Source organism: Neochlamydia sp. EPS4 (genome assembly GCF_000813665.1).
Lineage (GTDB): Bacteria > Chlamydiota > Chlamydiia > Chlamydiales > Parachlamydiaceae > Neochlamydia.
The window spans coordinates 1-18,835 of the sequence record NZ_JSDQ01000027.1; the positions used below are offsets into that span (position 1 = coordinate 1).

Annotated in this window: 10 protein-coding genes and 1 pseudogene; 7 read left to right on the forward strand and 4 right to left on the reverse strand. The window is 36.9% G+C overall.

Annotated elements, in window-relative coordinates; genetic code table 11:
- The coding region (locus DB42_RS01810; RefSeq protein WP_044881477.1) for an F-box protein at positions 1–236 on the reverse strand (236 nt) is incomplete at its 3' end.
- Positions 237–2,881: 2,645 nt separating this feature from the next.
- Between DB42_RS01810 and DB42_RS11800 the strand changes: the two are divergent.
- A pseudogene (locus tag DB42_RS11800) lies at positions 2,882–3,013 on the forward strand (helix-turn-helix domain-containing protein); the annotation flags it as partial.
- Between the two features lie 315 nt (positions 3,014–3,328).
- Entirely contained in the window at positions 3,329–3,613 is a 285-nt protein-coding gene (locus DB42_RS01820) for a transposase (RefSeq protein WP_368665335.1), read from the forward strand.
- Positions 3,614–3,853: 240 nt separating this feature from the next.
- Here the strand turns inward: DB42_RS01820 and DB42_RS01825 are convergent, their stop codons facing one another.
- Both DB42_RS01825 and DB42_RS01830 read right to left on the reverse strand, forming a co-directional pair.
- A complete protein-coding gene (locus DB42_RS01825; RefSeq protein ID WP_044881479.1) occupies positions 3,854–4,126 on the reverse strand; it encodes a transposase in 273 nt (90 codons plus the stop codon).
- 359 nt (positions 4,127–4,485) lie between these two features.
- Complete coding sequence (locus DB42_RS01830; protein ID WP_044881480.1) at positions 4,486–6,282, reverse strand: MFS transporter; 1,797 nt, start codon at positions 6,280–6,282, stop codon at positions 4,486–4,488.
- 780 nt (positions 6,283–7,062) lie between these two features.
- On the opposite strand from DB42_RS01830, the gene DB42_RS01835 reads away from it, so the two are divergent.
- The 5 genes from DB42_RS01835 (at position 7,063) to recD (ending at position 17,936) form a co-directional block, all read left to right on the forward strand.
- Positions 7,063–10,485, forward strand: a complete 3,423-nt coding sequence (locus DB42_RS01835; protein ID WP_044881481.1) for an exodeoxyribonuclease V subunit gamma — start codon at positions 7,063–7,065, stop codon at positions 10,483–10,485.
- Positions 10,486–10,645: 160 nt separating this feature from the next.
- Positions 10,646–10,846, forward strand: a complete 201-nt coding sequence (locus DB42_RS01840; RefSeq protein ID WP_044881482.1) for a hypothetical protein — start codon at positions 10,646–10,648, stop codon at positions 10,844–10,846.
- Between the two features lie 109 nt (positions 10,847–10,955).
- Positions 10,956–11,468 (forward strand): hypothetical protein, encoded by a 513-nt coding sequence (locus tag DB42_RS01845; RefSeq protein WP_044881483.1) that lies wholly within the window; start codon positions 10,956–10,958, stop codon positions 11,466–11,468.
- Positions 11,469–12,623: 1,155 nt separating this feature from the next.
- Positions 12,624–16,130: a UvrD-helicase domain-containing protein gene (locus DB42_RS01855; RefSeq protein WP_044881485.1), complete on the forward strand. Its 3,507-nt coding sequence runs from the start codon at positions 12,624–12,626 to the stop codon at positions 16,128–16,130.
- A gap of 57 nt (positions 16,131–16,187) precedes the next feature.
- On the forward strand, positions 16,188–17,936 hold the full coding sequence (gene recD, locus DB42_RS01860; protein ID WP_052435907.1) for an exodeoxyribonuclease V subunit alpha: 1,749 nt from the start codon (positions 16,188–16,190) through the stop codon (positions 17,934–17,936).
- A gap of 450 nt (positions 17,937–18,386) precedes the next feature.
- On the opposite strand, the gene DB42_RS01865 is transcribed toward recD, so the two are convergent.
- Positions 18,387–18,776 (reverse strand): hypothetical protein, encoded by a 390-nt coding sequence (locus tag DB42_RS01865; RefSeq protein WP_155117378.1) that lies wholly within the window; start codon positions 18,774–18,776, stop codon positions 18,387–18,389.
- Positions 18,777–18,835 lie beyond the last annotated feature (59 nt).

An 18,835-nucleotide genomic window follows, 5' to 3' on the forward strand; every position in this document is an offset into this window, starting at 1 on the left:
CCAGGATTGAGTTGGTAAACTTTAGCTAACATAAGAGTTCGCTGGGTAGTGGCATTCTTCTTGGGGAAATGAAGCTGTGCTATTTTTTTATAAAGAGAAGGCATCGCTTCAGAAGCTAGCAGATGATGCCATCTTTTACAGACGCTAAATAAGGAAGGAACTGCGCAGGCCTCTAAGATAGGGAGCAGCAATTCATTGGGCAAGCTTTCGATAGAGGTCGAAGAGATAGGATGCATTTTATTTCCTTGGGTAGTGATGACTTTTCAGTATTTTTACTTTTTTAAAGGTAATATAAAAAAATTAAAAAAGCAAGTCAAAGGAATTCGTATCTTTAACAATAAAAAACAACTCACAGATAATCTACAAAGCTTTTTTTTCAGCTAGATCCAAGGAAAGGGTGGAGACCTTCTAAGCATTTAGGAGCAGCCACAGGTTTGGGGATTAAGTGACGCGGCAATTTTGATTTGGCTAAAAGAATGAGATTGGTTTTTTGTCTTATTTGAGAAAAACGGCTCTTTTTGGCGCAACGTTTTAACTCTTCTATCGAATGATGGAATACAATACGTCTAGCTTCTTCCTGTCAAGAAAAGTTGTTCTCCCAGCCATAACGCTCTGCAGAAAAAGAGAAAAGCTTCTTGTCGTTACAAATGTGTAGTTTAGTTTAAGCTTACTCAGTTGCCGGAAGAAAACGGATTACTCGTTTAAAGATAAGATGGCTAAAAGTTTTTATTTCATTTTAGCCCACCCAAATCTAAAAAGTACTTACCATTCTACAATTAAAAACGCTGCCTTATTTCTTCTGCAATATCTTTCAAAGGATTTTCCGCTAATTCAAGCTTGGTAAGCTTAGACAGCTGCCCGATTTCTGTAGGCAGACTGATGAGCTGGTTTTGTTTTAATCCAAGATTGTTAAGCTGAGACAAGTGCCCGATTTCTGCGGGAAGGCTGGTGAGCTGGTTGTTGTTTAAGTAAAGCCCTCGCAGCCGAGATAATTGCCCGATTTCTGCAGGAAGACTGGTGAGCTGGTTTTGATTTAAGTAAAGCCTTCGCAGCTCAGACAGCTTCTCGATTTCTACAGGCAGACTGGCGAGCTGGTTTTGATTTAAGTTAAGCCATTGCAGCTGAGACAATTGCCCGATTTCCGCAGGAAGGCGGGTGAGATGGTTTTGATTTAATTCAAGCGTTTGCAGCTGAGACAGCTGCCCGATTTCTCCAGGCAGGCTGGTGAACTGATTCTGGCTTAAATCAAGCGTTTGCAGCTTAGACAGCTGCCCGATTTCTGCAGGAAGACTGGCGAGCTGGTTTTGATTTAATTCAAGCCTTCGCAGCTCAGACAGCTGCCCGATTTCTCCAGACAGGCTGGTGAGTTGGTTTTGATTTAAGTGAAGCTTATGCAGCTGAGACAATTGGCCTATTTCTGCAGGCAGACTGGTGAGTTGGTTTTGATATAAGTAAAGCTCTTGTAGCTGAGACAGCTGTCCGACTTCTGCAGGCAGACTGGTGAGTTGATTTTGATTTAAGTGAAGCTTATGCAGCTGAGACAATTGGCCTATTTCTGCAGGCAGAGCGGTGAGCTGGTTTTGATTTAAGTAAAGCGCTCGAAGCTGAGACAGCTGCCCGATTTTTGCAGGCAGAGCGGTGAGCTGGTTTTGATTTAAGTTAAGCTGTAGCAGATTAGACAACTGCCCTATTTCTGCAGGCAAAGGAGCGGTGAGCTCGTTTTGATTTAAGTTAAGCTGTAGCAGATTAGACAACTGCCCTATTTCTGCAGGCAGAGCGGTGAGCTGGTTTTGATTTAAGTAAAGCCGTGTTAGCTGAGACAATTGGCCTATTTCTGGGGGTAAGTAAGTCAAGCCTGCTTTAGATAAATCTAAAGCCATGATGTTTTTATAATTTTCTCCAATCCAATCTCTAAGAAGCTCTCCTTTTTTTTCTAGAGGCAAGTGCTTAATTTCTTCTCGGTTCAAGTATTCTTCCCCACCAGGGAGTCTTTCCCAAAGTAAAAGGCGATTAACATTTAAGAGATAAGAAGAGTAATTAGCCAGCGTTAAGCCTCTTTTTTCTTCCGTTTTCTCTTTAAATTCTAAAGGAGAAAAAGACTTGGCTAAAGTAAAGGTTTGCCTAAAGATTACATTTACCTTTGCTGTTTCAGAAAGCTTTTCTTCTAGCTTATAAATCCTATCTACAATAAGAGCCTGCTCCTTAACATTTCCTTGAGGAACATGCACTTTACCTATTTGCTTATAAAGAGGGGGCATGACTTCAGTAGCCAGCAGATGATGCCATCTTTTACAGACGCTAAATAAGGGAGGAACTACGCAAGCCTCTAAGATAGGGAGTAGCAATTCATTGGGCAAGCTTTCAATAGATGTGGATGAGATAGGATGCATTTTATTTCCTTGAGTAGTGATAACTTTTCAGTATTTTTATTTTTAAAGACAATATAAAAAATTAAGAAAGCAAGTCAAACGAATTCGTATCCTTATCACCAGGGGGATTACCAGCTAACCGCCGATTCAGCCGCCTCACTCCAGCAACAAAAATACTCACTTATTCCAAAAACCATTTTTTTAACATCGCCAACCTCGAACATGATGTAAAAAAGCAACCGACCAACAATCTAGTCAGGATGGTTTGAACAAAATTATTTGACGAATACCTTACCTAGCAATCCTCTTAAGTAATCAAGCGTATAAGTAGCATTTCGTTTAGCTTCTGCCGCACTTCGCTCCAGATCAAAAGCTCTTATTATGTTAGCAGCTATTAATCGGAGCATATAATGCTTTACATTACCTCATTTTAAAGTTTATATGAGAGAGGTATGAAAGCAAAAGATGCACGATTTTTATCGCCAATGATTTAACAAGAGCTTCGACACCAAGCTATTAGATTATTTTTAAATAAAACTTCTCAAATAACGATCTCGAAAACATTAGGTGTGAGTAGGCAATTTATTTGGAAGTGGGCAAAAGCCTGTCTAGAATCAGGTGCTAAAGGGCTAGAGATTCGCTAAAGAAGTCATCAACAAGGTAGTCACCCGTTGCCCTGGCGAAGTGCGCAAATTGTCAAGATGGTGAAGAATTCTTGCCCAGATGAAGTAGGAATGCCCTATTCACTTTGGACAAGAGAATCTGTTGGGTCATTAAGGGAGCAAAAATTTTACATTCGCCTTTCCAAATGAACGGTAAGGAGATATTTAACTAAATGAAAATTTTCTCCCAAAAAACCGGCTCGTAAGGCAATTGAGCAAAATCCCCAAACGATTAATAAGTGGCTTCAGGTAAAATATCCTTTAATTCGTAAGAAAGCAAAACGTAAAAAAGAAACCATTCACTGGGGCGATGAGATGGGATATCATGCAGGAAAAAACTACGGAATAAAAGGAAAAACGCCAGTTGTAAAGGGTATAGGAAATCGACTTTCTTATAGCATCATCTCAAAGATTACCACTTTAGGGCAGCTAATCTTTATGGTATTTCACGAGAATTTTAACGAAAATATGTTTCTCAAATTTTTGAAAAGGTTGGTTCATCAAGCGACTAAAAAAGTTTTTTTGATTGTTGATCAGCATACAGTTCATAAATTAAAAAAAAGTAAAAGGAAGATGGCTTAAATTAAATAAAAAGCATGCTCATTTGTCCCATTTACTTGCCTAGCCATTGCCTAGAATTACGCCGGATGAGTTTTTGGATCGAGCTATAAAAACAAAGGTAGGTAGGAAACGTTCTCCTACTAAGAGAAAAATGATGAATAATTTAAGTGAACACCAAAATGCGCCAGAAGCAGTCTCATATTATTCAAAACTTTGTCAAAAGCTGCCATAGGAGGTATGCAACTTGCTAAATGTAAAATGTTAAATGCTCCCCGTAATAAGTCCAGCTTCTCCTAACCTATGCCTCCACTTAATCAAAGAAGTAGGGTGGATAGACACCGCATGATGCCAAAAAGCATAAACACAAAAGTATTGCCTATAAGAAGTATCTACCCCTTTATCCAATATATTTTCATTAGAAATTTCACACATATGCTGCAAGATAAGGAGACCCATAACTAACCTTACAGACTTTGCTGGTTGGCCTACACTTTCTGCAAACAGCTTATCAAATTCTTCTTCAGGTGCTTTCATTCTATCACCTTAAGATAGCTTAAATAGGAAGATGATTTTGATTAAGCTCGTCGCTAAAGCGGATTTTAAAAAGATGGCCTTGTTGGTTATGTAGCTTATTTGGTTTCCTAGTAAACTTTGCAAGAAATTAAGAGCTCTACAATAATTTATTTGTAGAGAAAATATAGCATTTTTTGAGAAAAAACTCTTTTATAGCCTTAACTTACGCAAAAAATGCTTTAATCAGCTCGAACTGCCTAAAATTTGAATTAAATTGTAGAAAAGAAAAATTAATATTGCAGCGCACAAAACTTAAAAAGATGAGCTTTTACTTCATTTTGCAAAAAAATGTCTAAAAAACCGTTGTCACCAAAATTTGTTTAGTCTGTAACTAAACAAAGTTCATCTTCAAAGTCTTCGGGTATGGGCTGTTCCCCTGGTATTTTAGTATTAAAAGCAAGCGAAGCAGGAACACGAAACTTTTTCATCAGCGAGACAAACCAACGAGCCTTTTTGTCTTTCATCCCTTTAGAAATAATGACGGGAACGATAGAATAATAAGTTTCATCTAAAATTTTTCTAAAGCTATAAGAATGCTTTAACTTCTCGATCTCTTCTTCAATGGCTTCATTTTCCACAAAAATGCATACTGAGATTCCCTTGTCCAGCGTCTTTTTTATTGCCATTAAGCATGCTGTATTTCTCTCTAAGGGCTCAATGTCAGGGATAAAAACGACACGTAATAAACGATAAAGCCGGCGCATAAACTTACTGCTATGCCCTTGTTCTTGCTCAATAAAGAAACGTAATCTCCTGCGCTGTGCTCCTAGCATCAGCAAAGTGTCATTCCATGCGGTATGAGAACAAACATAAATAGTAGGGGTCTCAGGAATGTTTTTTAGGCCATAATAATTTACTTGGAAATGTAAACGTGAAAGAATCATTCCAATAAAGCGAGCTAAGTAATCGAAATACTGATAGCCAATTAGCACCGTAATAAATAAGGTAATGGTTCCAATAATGCTAAAGCTTTTATCAGGACTATATTTTAACATTTCTTCTGTCAAATATAACATAATTGAAGCACACAACACGCCTATATAACTTAAAAAGTTGGTGGCTGCCACAATCTGTCCTCTATTTTTCTTAGGACTGGCCACTTGCACATAAGAATCTAAAGGTATTTCATAGATTCCCCCGAAAAAACCTACTAGGATCACTAGCCCCATCACCATCACGAGATTATGAGAGAACAAGTCAATCATAAAACAACTAATGGCTACTCCTAAGGCTGCAATAGGAACTAGCCCTAATTCCACCATTCTACCAGATATTTTTCCAGCCACTACTGATCCCGTTCCTATTCCTAATGCTGTTAAAAGGAATAGATAACCGCCTTGAATATCAGTCAGATGAAGAGATTGAGTGGCAAAAGGGATCATATTAAGTTGAACAAAAGCACCCAAGAATAGAAAAAAAGCCGAGCCGCATACTGCCATTAATAAGGAAGGATGCAAACTAGCAAGCTTTAAGTTGCTATAAATGTCATATAGAAATCGAGCATCGTATTTCTTCAAAGAGCCTGCTGGAGGAGTATACTCAATACAAAAACTCGAAATGACCCCCACTAAAGCAATAACCGTGCAAAATATAGCAGCTACAATGAAATTTCTTCCCGTAATATCTACCAGAAAAGAGGCAAAAAACGTACCCGATATAATAGCCAAAAAAGTAAAAGAGGCCATCAGCCCATTGGATTTAGAAATCTTATCATGAGGCACTAACTCCGGTAAAATTCCATATTTGGAGGGACCGAATAAAGCAGTTTGAGCAGCCATCAGAAAAAGAATAAGATAAGATCCCCAGCGACTTTCATACCAAAAAGCTAAGATACCTAGCGTCATAACCATTAATTCTAAAATTTTAGTGAAGGCAATAATATTTCTCTTACTACAACGATCAGCTAATACGCCTGAAAAGGCAGAAAATAGCAGGAAGGGCAGTACAAATATAGCTCCTGTTAAAGCTAAAATCTTATGTCCATTTTCAATCCCTTCTTGATCGATTAAGAAGTAAACAATCAATAACTTATAGATATTATCATTAAGTGCCCCCAAAAATTGAGTGACATTTAAATAGGTAAATGAAGAATATTTGCGAATAAGAGAAGTTAACATATTAAACTTATATATTATTTAACAATTTTTACAGTATGAGCAGTGCACTCTTAAGACTCAAGCAAAAAATAGGATTGGGATTATAAGGGATGGAAGGAAAAAGTTTCTAGACTTGGACTTTCAAGGCGAAAATTCTTTAGGCGTGCTATCTACTCTATAGGGTATGCGGTGTAAGAAGATTCCTTTTTAGCGTATGCTTTCTTAAGGGTAGGAGCACAAAAGAGAAAAACAAAGCAGCTTTCTGCAGCTACAAAGCTTGAAGATAAAGTAGCTTTTCTCATGAACCCTATTGATTACCTCCCCTTGATTCACCTCACCACCTCAAATTTTTGGTCTGTCCCTTTATCCTTTAAATATACAAGCAACCTTAATGAATAGACTCTTTCTTTATGGTTTAGATGTTTGTAGGGTCGATATCTTCTTAAAAGACTTGATGGAAGAGCTATTTGGCAATAAAGGATAGGTAACATCAGGGCACGCCTATATGCTTTAAAAGACGATTGGCTATCCGCACGCTACCTTTTTTTTAAGAATAGAGCCTTACTAAGATTGCAATTACCTAAACAGTTACTCAAAAACGCATAACTTTTAACTTAATGATTAAATAGTCAGTTTTTAGCTTCCATACTCAATCTCTAGCTATGTTTTAGAACCTAACTTCATTCTTTTTTTCTCTGAAGCAAGGGCTTAAGCAATATATTTTCTTCACAATTTTGTTTTTTGCTATTACAGTGTTACTTAACGACTAGATAGTTTAAGCTGTTGGTAGAGTAAACCCTTATGATTAAAACTTTTTATAGCAATCGTATTGAAATTCTTTATGACCATCTTAAAAAAGGCCTCTTTGGCAGCTCTTCTCCCTTTGCGCGACGCCTTATTATCGTTCCTACACTAGCCATTAAATCTTGGCTGATTTTGCAATTAGCTAAAGATCCGGAGTTAGAAATTGCTGCTGGCCTAGAAATCATCTATCTAGAAGAGGCCTTAAAAAAGCTTCCCGATTTTTTTTCTCCGCAAAAAAATTCTTTCTATTATCCCAATGAATTGGAATTAACTTTAGCAATTGAAGCTCATATCTACAAAATGGCTCTTACTTGGAATACTCTTTCTCCCGCTCAGCAAAGAAATTGGTCTCCTTTATTCGATTACTTGAAAGTTAATGTTAGCTCTGACCCATCTCTTCTTTTCTCTAAGCGCAGTGCAAAACGGTTAGCCCTACTGGCAGAAACTGTAGCTCAGCTTTTCAGGGACTATGGAAAATATGGGAAAGCGATGGTCGATGAATGGAACTCTGATGAACAAGGATGGCAACAAGCTCTCTGGCGTTCCCTCTTTTCCTCCCCGGACAATAACTGGAGTTGTTTTTATAACGAGCCTATTCTAGCTAACGATTTCTTCATTGAATTTCAAGTTCATCTTTTTTCTATTAGCTTTATGGCTAATAGTGATTATTTACTCTTTGAAAAAATAGCCGAGCAATATTCTGTTAATTACTATTTGCTATCACCCTGCTCTATCTTCTGGAGCGATATTTTATCTGAAAAAGAAGCAAAAAAATTACAACAGTTTTGGAAAAAGCAAAAGGTTCTTTCCTCTGAGCAGCAAGAGCTAGAAAGCTATTTACGCGATAAAAATGTTTTGTTAGCCAATTGGGGTAAGCTAGGGCGTAAAATGTCTGAATTACTAGAGCAAAAGGATCAGGAGACTTATGCTCAGTATGCTCTACCTCATTGTCTACAGAAAAAGGAGATTTATTCTGAACACCTTGATGACACTTTAATCTGGGAAGCAGCTAAGCATGCACCATGTCTTTTAGATTACATTCAAGCGGATTTGCTGTTCATGCGTAACCCAGATAGTGCAGAAAAAATCCTTATCTCTGACGATACTTCTATTCAACTTCATTGCGCTCCCACAAGGCAACGAGAAATACAAATTCTTTATAATAATCTTTTAGAACTTATTAAAAAAGAGGGGGATATAGAGGCCTCTGATATTATCGTGATGGCCCCTGATATTACTGTCTATGCTCCTTATATTCGACAAATTTTCGGCACCCAGAATCCTCAATTAGATTACCAATTACTCGACATGCATGCACTTGCTGAAGATTCGCTTACTAAACAGTTTTGGCATCTGCTTAACCTTCCTTCAGGCCGCTGGGATGCTGAAGACATCTTATATTTATTCAATTTCTCGACCTTTCAAAGAAAACACCAAATCTCTGCTGAGGAAGTTTTGCAAATACGCACCTGGCTGGAAGATGTAGGTATCCACTGGGGGGGAGATGCACTTCATCGTAATGAACTTCTCCACCAAAGGCATTGTCAAAATATGGTTGATGACACCCTTAAAGGAACTTGGGAAGGAGGTTTTGCTAGCTTACTCTTAGGCTTAGCTATGGATCAGCTGCCTAAAGATTCTACTGCTTTAATTCGCCCTAATCATGTGGAAACTAGCCAAGCAATTTTGCTAGGAAAATGGATCGCTCTCATGCGAGCTTTAAAGAAAGACCTAAAAAGCTTGGTCGATGGTACCAAAAAAAGTTACCAGGAGTGGATTTTAGAGTTACAACGTCTTACTTATACCTATCTTGCGGACAAAGACGCAGAAGAGGAAGAAAACCAAGATTTATTTAATCAATTAGATGCCTTCACTAAAGCAGCCTGTTGGCTTCCTAATCATAAAGTCTGCTTTGATGCTTTAAAAAAGCATTTAGAAACTTACCTAAATCACCGGCATTTTACTTTTCAAGAAAATCATCTGCAAACTGTTAAATTTTGTTCGATGTTACCTATGCGTTCTTTACCTGCTAAAGTTATTGCTTTAGTAGGCATGAATGAAAGCGTGTTTCCACGTAATGAAAATAGCTCTTCTTTAAATTTAATGAAAGAAAACAAGTCTTGCGACTACTGCCCTACCCGTAATGATTATGACCGTTATCTATTTTTAGAAGCGCTTTTATCAGCCAGAAACTACTTTATTTTAAGTTATACGCATTACACAGGAAACGAGGGAAAAGATCAGGCCTCTTCTCTTGTAGTGACCGAACTTCTCCATTATATAGATCAAGCTTTTGTGCATGAAAAAGGTAAAGTCTCCTCTACGCTTACTTATGCTCATCCTTACCGCTCCTTTGATTACCAATACTTCTCTTCAGAAAAACGCCTTCCCAACTACTCTTATTATGATTATCAGTTAGCCTCAAGTTATTATCTTGCTGACAAAAAAGGCCGTCATCAGTTTCTTCACGATTTTACTCCACAAGTGAAAGTAGAGCTTAATTTTCCTGAAATTGTTTTAGAAATACGTCATCTCAAAAATGCTCTCCAAAACCCTATTAAAAGCTTTCTTAACAAAAACTTGGGAATGTTTTTAAGAGAGGAAGATCATGGTTTGCAAACAGAAGAATTTTTTGTGATCAATCATTTGCAAATGTTAGATTTTAAAAAAGCCTCTTTAAAAAACAGTGTGAATGAGGCGATCATCCATGCGGAAAGACAAGGAAAATTTCCCTTAGGCCTTTTCAAGCAGGTAGCCCTTTCTTATATTCACAGTACCATCGCTAAATACCACGAAACTCTTTCTAAGCTTAATGTGGATGTTAGCAAAATTTTTGAGATAACCTTGCATGAACGCTATCATTTTCCTGTGCAGGACGAGAAAGGATGGAAACTTCCTCCTCTAGAAATTTACTATAAAGATCGAGTACGTATAAAAATTGTAGGCAGTTTGAGTGAAGTCTCTGAGCAAGGGTTAATTGCCAACATTAGCGGTAATAAGAATGATATCCTCAAACCCTGGGGGGAATTTGTTATCCTTAGCTGTCTTATTGATCATTATTCCCTTCCTTTGGAAAAACAGCTATTATGTTCAAAAAGCGGAAAAATAAAAAAAGCTTATTCTCAACAGGCTTTTTCAGAGCTAGAACATATTTTGGAATATTACTTTGAAAGTCTACACAACGTATCCCCTCTCACTCAAGAATGGCTATACGATTTAGTATTTCATGATCAGCAGGTAGTCCAAGCCTCTATGCATCAATCTTTAAATGATAGCTTTAACCCTATCTATAATAAATATCTTCAATGGGTTTGCCGCCCACAATCCTTAAATGCAGCTAATATGATTGAAAACTGGCAGACAAAAGCACGTTCTCTATTCTCTAAGCCTTATCAAGAATGGATTTCCCAAGAAGAATAAAAAATAGAATGGGCTCTAAAAAACTTATTTAAAATTATTGTTTGGGTTACAATTTTTTTAATAGCTTGCTCTTTAATATCCCTCAAAAATTTATAAAGTACAAAAAAAACATCTCCTAGAAGACCCTACTATCTGAAATTTAATAAAAATAGATCTTTGTATGAATACTCATTCATTAAGTCCTACTTTTTCTCACCTTCCTAATTTCCTAAGTATAGAATCTTCAAGGGAGAGCCAATTAAAGGAGACTACAACCCATCACTCAAAAATTAACGCTACCGTTCAACAAAGCCTAAAGCCTTTAAAGCTTACAAAGTCTTCTCTTTCTTCTTTATCTATAAAATTTCCGACAGCCCTTTAGCGACCGCCTTATTGTCTAAGCTTCAAGAAATTAATCTCTTGCAACAGAGCGCTATTACCTATCTTCAAAAAACACGTGGAACAATATTCCCTGCTTTTCTAGCTTTATTATGCCTCTTTTAAATGCCAAAGATCTTTTAATTCGTCCTGCTACTCCTTCCGAGGCAAAAGATTATTATTTCAATGCACCTACCATCCGTACCCATCAAATGATTGTAATAACGTCGGGATCGGATACGACAACATTATTAGGTGTCACTGAATATTGGCATAATCCTGAGGCCCACAGCTGCGAAATCAATACCCTAAAAATTCATAAACTTAAAAAGGAAAGCTATCTAATAAAAAAGCTACTTTTCTTATATATCATTCTTGCTGCAAAAGAGCATAGATGCCAGGAAGTTTTTATGTGTTTTGAAGACGAAGGGGAGGCGCACTTATACATGCCTTATGGATTTCTTCCCAATGATTGTGAAGATGAGGAGAAAAAAGAGTGGAAAAGCTTATCTTTAGAAAAGCAAAGTGAGAAGATAATGACAGAAGAAGGAGGACATTGCTGTTTAAAGTTAACTGAAGAAAATATAATTTTAATTAAAGAAAAATTAGACGAATTACTGGAATAGAAACGGCTAAAGTATTTAATTAAAAATTATAGGCCACAATTTTTTCTTTAATTTTAGGTTCTATTTCTCAACTTAAAAAACTCCTTTTATTCTCTTTTTTTGCCTAAAAGAGACAAAAAATACTAAATCTATTGTTAGCACTATCTATATGCTTTTGCTCCACTCCTCATGCAATCGCTTGCTCTATAAGTAGGTCTCTACGATTAAAGAGACGGCTTTTAAAGGATTAGGTAATAGACATATCTTTTTTTAAAGCTTATTATCCTATTTTTTAAACTTCATTACTCCAGGTATCTCGCTGCTCTGAAAAGAGACATCAAAAGCAATGAAATACTACGGTTTAAAGGGAGTAGGTCTCTGTAATCTAAAAAAGAGATGACCCTTTTGGGGAGCTGCATTTTTTTAAAGATAGATTTTCATTAAGGATGAAATTATATAAAGTGCTGCTCAAAAGCATATAAGAGAACACCTTAAAATCTTTCTTTTAACTTATCGATCCGGCTAAAGATCTGCTTAATCATTGATAGATAGATCGAGTTCTCCCTTATAGAGATTAAGCTACAGGCTTTAAAATTTCTTTAATAACATGCACAAGGATAAGGGTAAAACACGGCTTTTAAGATATCCGCTTAAATCAAGTTATCTTGCCTCCAACATTTATATTTTTTGAGGCGAAGTCATACGCTTTAAAAAAACTTAGTTTGCATACCCACCCCTCTGAAAGATGTCTCACTGCTTAACGAAAGGGATTTTATAAAGTATGGGGATACATAAAGAGTAGTTCAAAAGCGTATAATAAGCTTTTAAGCTGATCTTTATACAATCGCCTCCTATATAAAAGCTTCTTCTTAAGTAGAAGGATAGCTTTCAGAGGATATGTATAGCTAACATCTAAGAGGAAGTTGAAAAAAGAGGTTGATATGCTGGGAGAGGAGAAGATTAAAACTTGAAGATACTCAAAAGAATGAGCATTATGGAAAATTAAAATATTCCTACAATTTAGCAAACACCAAGAAAAAAACAAAAAAACCTTCACTTAACTCCTCTAAAGCAAATCTTTTAGATCCAATTAAACCTCTTATTTTGCTATGCTTCATTTTTCTACTTTATTAGTTTTCGCCTCCATCTCAAAAAAGGATCTTTGCATTTAAGAGTATGAAGAGTTTTGATGTCCTTCATAGAAGTTTAAATTTACGCCAGCATTATTTACTTGAAGCCTCGGCAGGTACGGGTAAAACCTTTTCCATCGAAAATATTGTAATACGCTTGTTAATTGAAGAAGATGCTGGGGTACAAGAGCCTTCTCTTCTTGAACAAATTCTAGTGGTTACATTCACAAGAGCAGCTACTCGTGAGCTAAAAACTAGAATTAGAAATAAGATAGAAGATTCCTTATCCCTTCTTCAGAAATCTTCTAAGGATGAAGCTTGTGATTATTTACAGGCTATCATGGAACAAGGAGATGCCCAAGTTGAGAAAGCTAAGCGGCGCTTAGAACATGCACTAGCCACTTTCGATCAAGCTCAAATTTATACAATCCATGGTTTTTGCCTACGCATGCTAACCAACTTTTTATTTGAAAGTGACTTTAGCATGCATAAAGGCTCCTTTGAACAAAGATCTTTAACAAAACAAGAACTTCTTCAACTCATTCGTGATTTCTTCCGTACAGAGATACGGCCCCATATTTTTAGCCCTGTACAATTACAGATTGTGCTACAAGCCCATGGCAATCGCCTAGAAAAAGTTCAAGAAGCCTTATTAAAATATTTGACGAAGGATTGCGAGGTAGCAGCTACTCCTGATTTCTCCTCAGACGTGGAAAAGTTTTGCACCATCATGCGAACTTTAAAAAAAGAAAGAGGCTGGCTACCTGAGAAGATGCAAGAAGACGTTGAACGCCAAATAAGTTTTTATAAAAGCATTAGAAACAAGAGTACAAGCTCTATCCATGCTTTTATTGAGCTATTTAGGAAAGATAGCTGGAATGCTGATGATTTTGATCTCTTACTTAAAGAGGGGCTATTTATTTGCGAATTTTTTGCCCCCACTAACCTTAATAAAAAGAAATCCAATAACCTTCCTAAAAATTCTTCATTGAATTACCCTGAGCTAGTTCCAATTCTTACTCAATCGCTCTATCCCCTTATACAGCAAGCGAAAAGCTATGAATTTATATTTGCCCGCCTAGTTTTCTACTGCCGCTTATTAATGCACAAATATCTCTCCGAAGAAGAAAAACATCAGGAAAATGATTTACTTAAGCATATGCTTAAGGCCATCCATTCCCCCTCCTTTGCAGGTAAAGTACGCTCCCTTTATCAAGCTGCCATTATCGATGAATTTCAAGATACCGATCCGGTGCAATGGCAAATCTTTAACACATTATTTTTAGAAACTTCTACCTGCAAAATTTATTTAGTCGGTGACCCTAAACAATCTATTTATGCTTTTAGGCAAGCAGATATCTACACTTACCTTTCTGCCGGAAAATCCTTAGGCCTTGCAAATCGAGCCTCTTTAGATACTAACTATCGTTCTCAACCCTCGCTAGTACAAGCTTTGAATACTCTATTTAAAGCATGCCCAGGATTATTTTCTTTACCTTCCTTAGCAGAAAACGCCTACTTGGATTATTCTGAAGTCAAATTTTCCCCCCACATAAAGGAAAGAAAATTTTTAGATGAACAGGGTAGCATTCATTTCTTTCAAGCCCCCGTTGTTTCTAAGTCAACCCAAAGATTCCCCTCTGAAGAGTGTGAAGAAAAGTTTTTCTTTCCTTTTATAGCGCAAGAAATCACACGTCTCCACAATTCAGACGGCTTTAAATTCAACCAATTTGCCATTTTAATTAAAGATAGATTTCAAGGTCAGCGCTTAGCCTATTATTTTGATCGTCATCATATTCCCTATCATTTGCAAAAGCAAACCTCATTGACAGAATCCATTGCTTGGGAGAGCCTTAGAGAATTATTAGTAGGGATATTAAATCCAAGAAATGAAAACTGCGTTAAAATTGCCTTAGGAGGCCCCATATTAGGATGGAATTATAATGAAATTAAAAAATTAGAAGATCCAATTTTTTTAGAGCGTATCTTAGCTGAATTTTATGCATTTAAACGCCATTTATCTCAAGAAGGTTTTCCTATTTTTTTTCAGCGCATTATGCAATCTATAGGACCTATGGATAGCTTAAGCGTAGCTGAAAGACTTATGAAAAGAGAAGGCGGAGATATATTTTATGATGAGCTTACTCAAATTGCCTACCTACTAATGGAGTATCAAAATGAGCATCCCGCAAGTCCCGAGCATCTGATTGCTTTCTTAGATGAATATAAAAACATGGGCGTAGAAGATGAAGAACGCCTTAAAAAAGTTACTGATCCCAGCCGTGAAGCTGTCTCTATTTTAACCACGCATAGTAGCAAAGGTTTAGAATATGATATCGTCTTTGCTTATGGGCTGGTGGGTCGCACACAAGCAAGAGGTCGCCTGATTCCTCAAAAGGAGGGAACCTCTCATTACCTAGTCCCTTGCTTAGAAAAACATTCTGCTTCCTATGTTAAATATTGTGAGGAGATGGATGCAGAAAAGATGCGCCAGCTGTATGTAGCTATGACGCGGGCCAAATACCGCTTGTATATACCTGTAGCTGTGAGCGATAAGCCCACCGAAATAGAGTGTGGGGGGGCCTCTCCTATGGATATCTTCTTAGCACGCTTAGGACAAGAAAATTGCAGTTATCAAGAACTTTACAGCCGGATTAAAGAGGGTGATAGCTATCGGCTACAAAACTTTATCCAAGCTTATCCAGAGGCCCACATTACCTATTCTCTATTAAAGGAAACATTTGATGAAGTAGCGCCTCTAAAAAATCAAAACATTCCTCCTCTTGTGGCTCCTCCTTCTGTAGAGATTCCAGGGGAAAAAAACTTTATTCAATCTTTTACCTCCCTTACGCGTTACAAAAAGGCTCTAGCGAGCAGAGATCCTTACTCTCTAGAGCCCGCTAATGCGGTGCCTCATAATTTTCAAGCTCCTTGCAAGAATGCACACACCCTTCCCTCTGGAAATATAACAGGAAAACTACTGCATAAGATTTTAGAAATTATTCCTTTTTCGGTAGTAAATAAAATTGCTTCTGCTAACGATTTAAAAAGCTGGATTCATCCATTAATTCAAGAGACTGAGTTTCATTCTTGGGAAAAAGTACTTTGCGAAATCACCTATGAAGCTTTGCAAATAAAAATCAGCGAGAATTTTCGTCTTAAAGATATACACCCTTCCTTGCTTTATCGTGAGACAGAATTTCTTTATCCGAGTGCAAAAGAAATGCTGGTAGAAGAGCTTCAATGGCATAAAGGTTTTTTTAAAGGAGTCATTGATCTCATATTTTTTCATAATCATCATTATTACATTCTGGATTGGAAAAGTAACTGGCTAGGTCCTAACATTGAAGCCTATGACTTTGAAAAGATGAAAGCAGCTATGGAACAGCATGATTACTATTTTCAAGCACATATTTATTGTGAAGCTGCAAAGCGTTACTTAAAACTAGTAGACAAGCGACCTTTTGAAGAAATTTTCGGGGGATGTTTTTACATCTTTTTACGCGGACTTAATGCAAGTACAGGAAAACCTACAGGTGTCTTAAAAATTTGATCTTAAGAGCGGTTAGATGAGGAAATAAAACTTTTTCCCTTATTTTAAATAAAAATTATGCAATCTTCACAAAACATCAATCTAATAGATAAGCTTAAGAATAATCAAGCACTCCCTTTGGTAGATTTCGCTTTAGCAGATTATTTAATTAAAAGCTATAATGCCTCTGTAGATACTCTGCCGCTCCTTCTTCATCTCTCTCAATCGACTCGAGCAGGTCATTTATGTATAAAAGTTTCTGACGCTGAAGTTTTACCTAAACCTCAAGATGTATGGGAAGTTCAAGAGCAGAATCATTTCTCCCCAGAAGAATGGCAAGAATTAGAACGATTAATTAGCCGCAGTACTCACCATATCCCTCCTTCTTTACTCCACCTTATTACAGAAACAGAAGATATAGTTCCTCCTACTCCTTTATGTCGCTTAAATGATCTTTTCTATTTTCAAAAATATTGGCTATACGAACATTGTTGCTTACGAGAATTTCATCGCCTTTTAGAGCAAAAAGCTTCTCTGGAGCTTGATAAGGCACTTTTCCAAGCCAACCTTGCTCACCTTTTATCTACTAATAACTTACTTCCTGAACAAGCCCAAGCTATTGCTCAACTAGAAAACCAATCATTAACGATTATTTGCGGCGGACCTGGAACCGGTAAAACTTATACGGCGGGTTTACTTATTAAGGTGTTTTGGAATAGCCTGAATAATACTCAAAAAGATAATTGCCGTATTGCTTTAGCTGCCCCTACAGGAAAAGCTGCCGCGCAGCTACAGAAAAGCTTAAGTAAAGCAGTTAGTGATCTGGAAGGTTTCTCTCCCATCAATGCTACCACTATTCATTCTTTACTCGGCCTTAAATCAAAAAGCCTATCTTCTACCGCCCCTCTCATTAATGCTGATTTATTAGTGATTGATGAATCTTCTATGATTGATATTCGTTTGATGTCTTTACTTTTTCAAGCACTTAAGCCCGGTGCTCGCCTTATCATGCTTGGAGATCCTTATCAATTGCCACCTATTGAAGCAGGCTCTTTTTTTGCAGACATGACCTGCCTTTGTAAACCTCATCAATTCATTGAACTAAAAAAATGCCTACGTTCAGAGTTAGAAGAAATCATTGACTTAGCCGAGGAGATCAAAAAAGGAGAAAGCCAGGCAGCTTTACAACACTTACAATCTTCAAAAAAAGCTCTACACTTTGTAAGATTAAGCAAAGATCTGCCAGCTTTTTCAATTCAGCAGCAGCTATGGTTAAAGGTAGAGCCTTATTTATCATGGGAAGAATCGAATATTTCCGAATTATCAATGAACCATTTCCGTATTCTTTCCCCTCTTCGAAAAGGACCCTTAGGAGTAGATCAGCTGAATGCTTTTTTCTACCAAGAAATTTTAAAGAAGACTAAAGTTCATCAACGCATGATTATTCCTATAATCATTACCACTAATGATTCTACAAGAGATCTATATAATGGAGATGTAGGCTTTCTTATCAGACAAAAACCTCACCAACTCGAAGGCCATGTGCAAGCAGGGGACTATGCCCTATTTGCTGAGAAAAAAATACCTGCCCTTCTATTACCCAGTTATGAATATGCTTATTGCTTATCTGTACATAAGAGCCAGGGTAGTGAATTCAATCATTTGATTTTATTGCTTCCTGAAGGTAGTGAGCATTTTGGTCGAGAGCTCATCTATACAGCCATTACCCGTGCACGCCAACAAATTGAAATCTGGAGCCAGACAGACACTTTTGAAAAAGCATTAAATAAATCCACCTCCAGGCTCTCAAGATGCTCTAAAAAATGAAGAAAAGCTGTTAAAAGCTAAAAATATTTCAAAAACTTAAAATTTAATTAGAATAGCACGTAAATTTTTTCTTCTATCGTTTTAGCTCCCCTGCAAGACCCGCCAAGCTTTTCTCGAAAAAAAAATTATTTTGATCAATAGGCCAAGCCTTAATTTAAGTGAGCTTATCTAGCACTTTTATTTGCAACTTAAGCTGTTTACTCTTTAATAAGCAATGGCTTAAAAAGCCACCCTTCTCTCCTTTTGCTATTACATACAAGGCCTCTTTTTTAATAAAAGGAAGAGGCCTTGTATGTAATAAGTAAGCTTCCTAGTCGATCTATAGGGTAGCTTAAAAAGTTAAATCACTTATGAGCGCTAAATAAAAAATCAAAGTTTTAAGCCTTCCTTTTTTTCCATTTAACTTAAGCTAAAAAATAGCTTTGCAACCCTAACGATTTCTCTAATTTTTCAACAATAAAAGGTAAATTTAAATTTGTTTTTTTTAGATTGCAAGGGGGTAATAATTAGTTGTTGGGCTTGAGCATCTATTTCCACCAAGAGGCTACGCTGATTGTTAAATAAATGAGATAGCAAATGATCAAGCTCCCTACAATGTTCAGATTGCTTATAGTATTTTTCAGGGATAGCAAGTATTGCTTGACCGCTCTCTTTAAGATTTAAATGCAAAGGCAGTTCAATCGTTCTACCACTTAATAGAGTCATACAAATGATAGAGTCGGAGCCAAAATGTCTTAAGACAACTTCATCTAACGGTATATTTAAACTCGAGGTAAGCGTTCCTTCATAATCTACTGGCAAGTCAGCCGATTCAGAAAAAGACTGTAATTTAGAAGCCATGTACTCCTCCTTTGTGTTAAAGTTAAAAGGAAATTCCCTATTGCTTTTTCTTGACAATA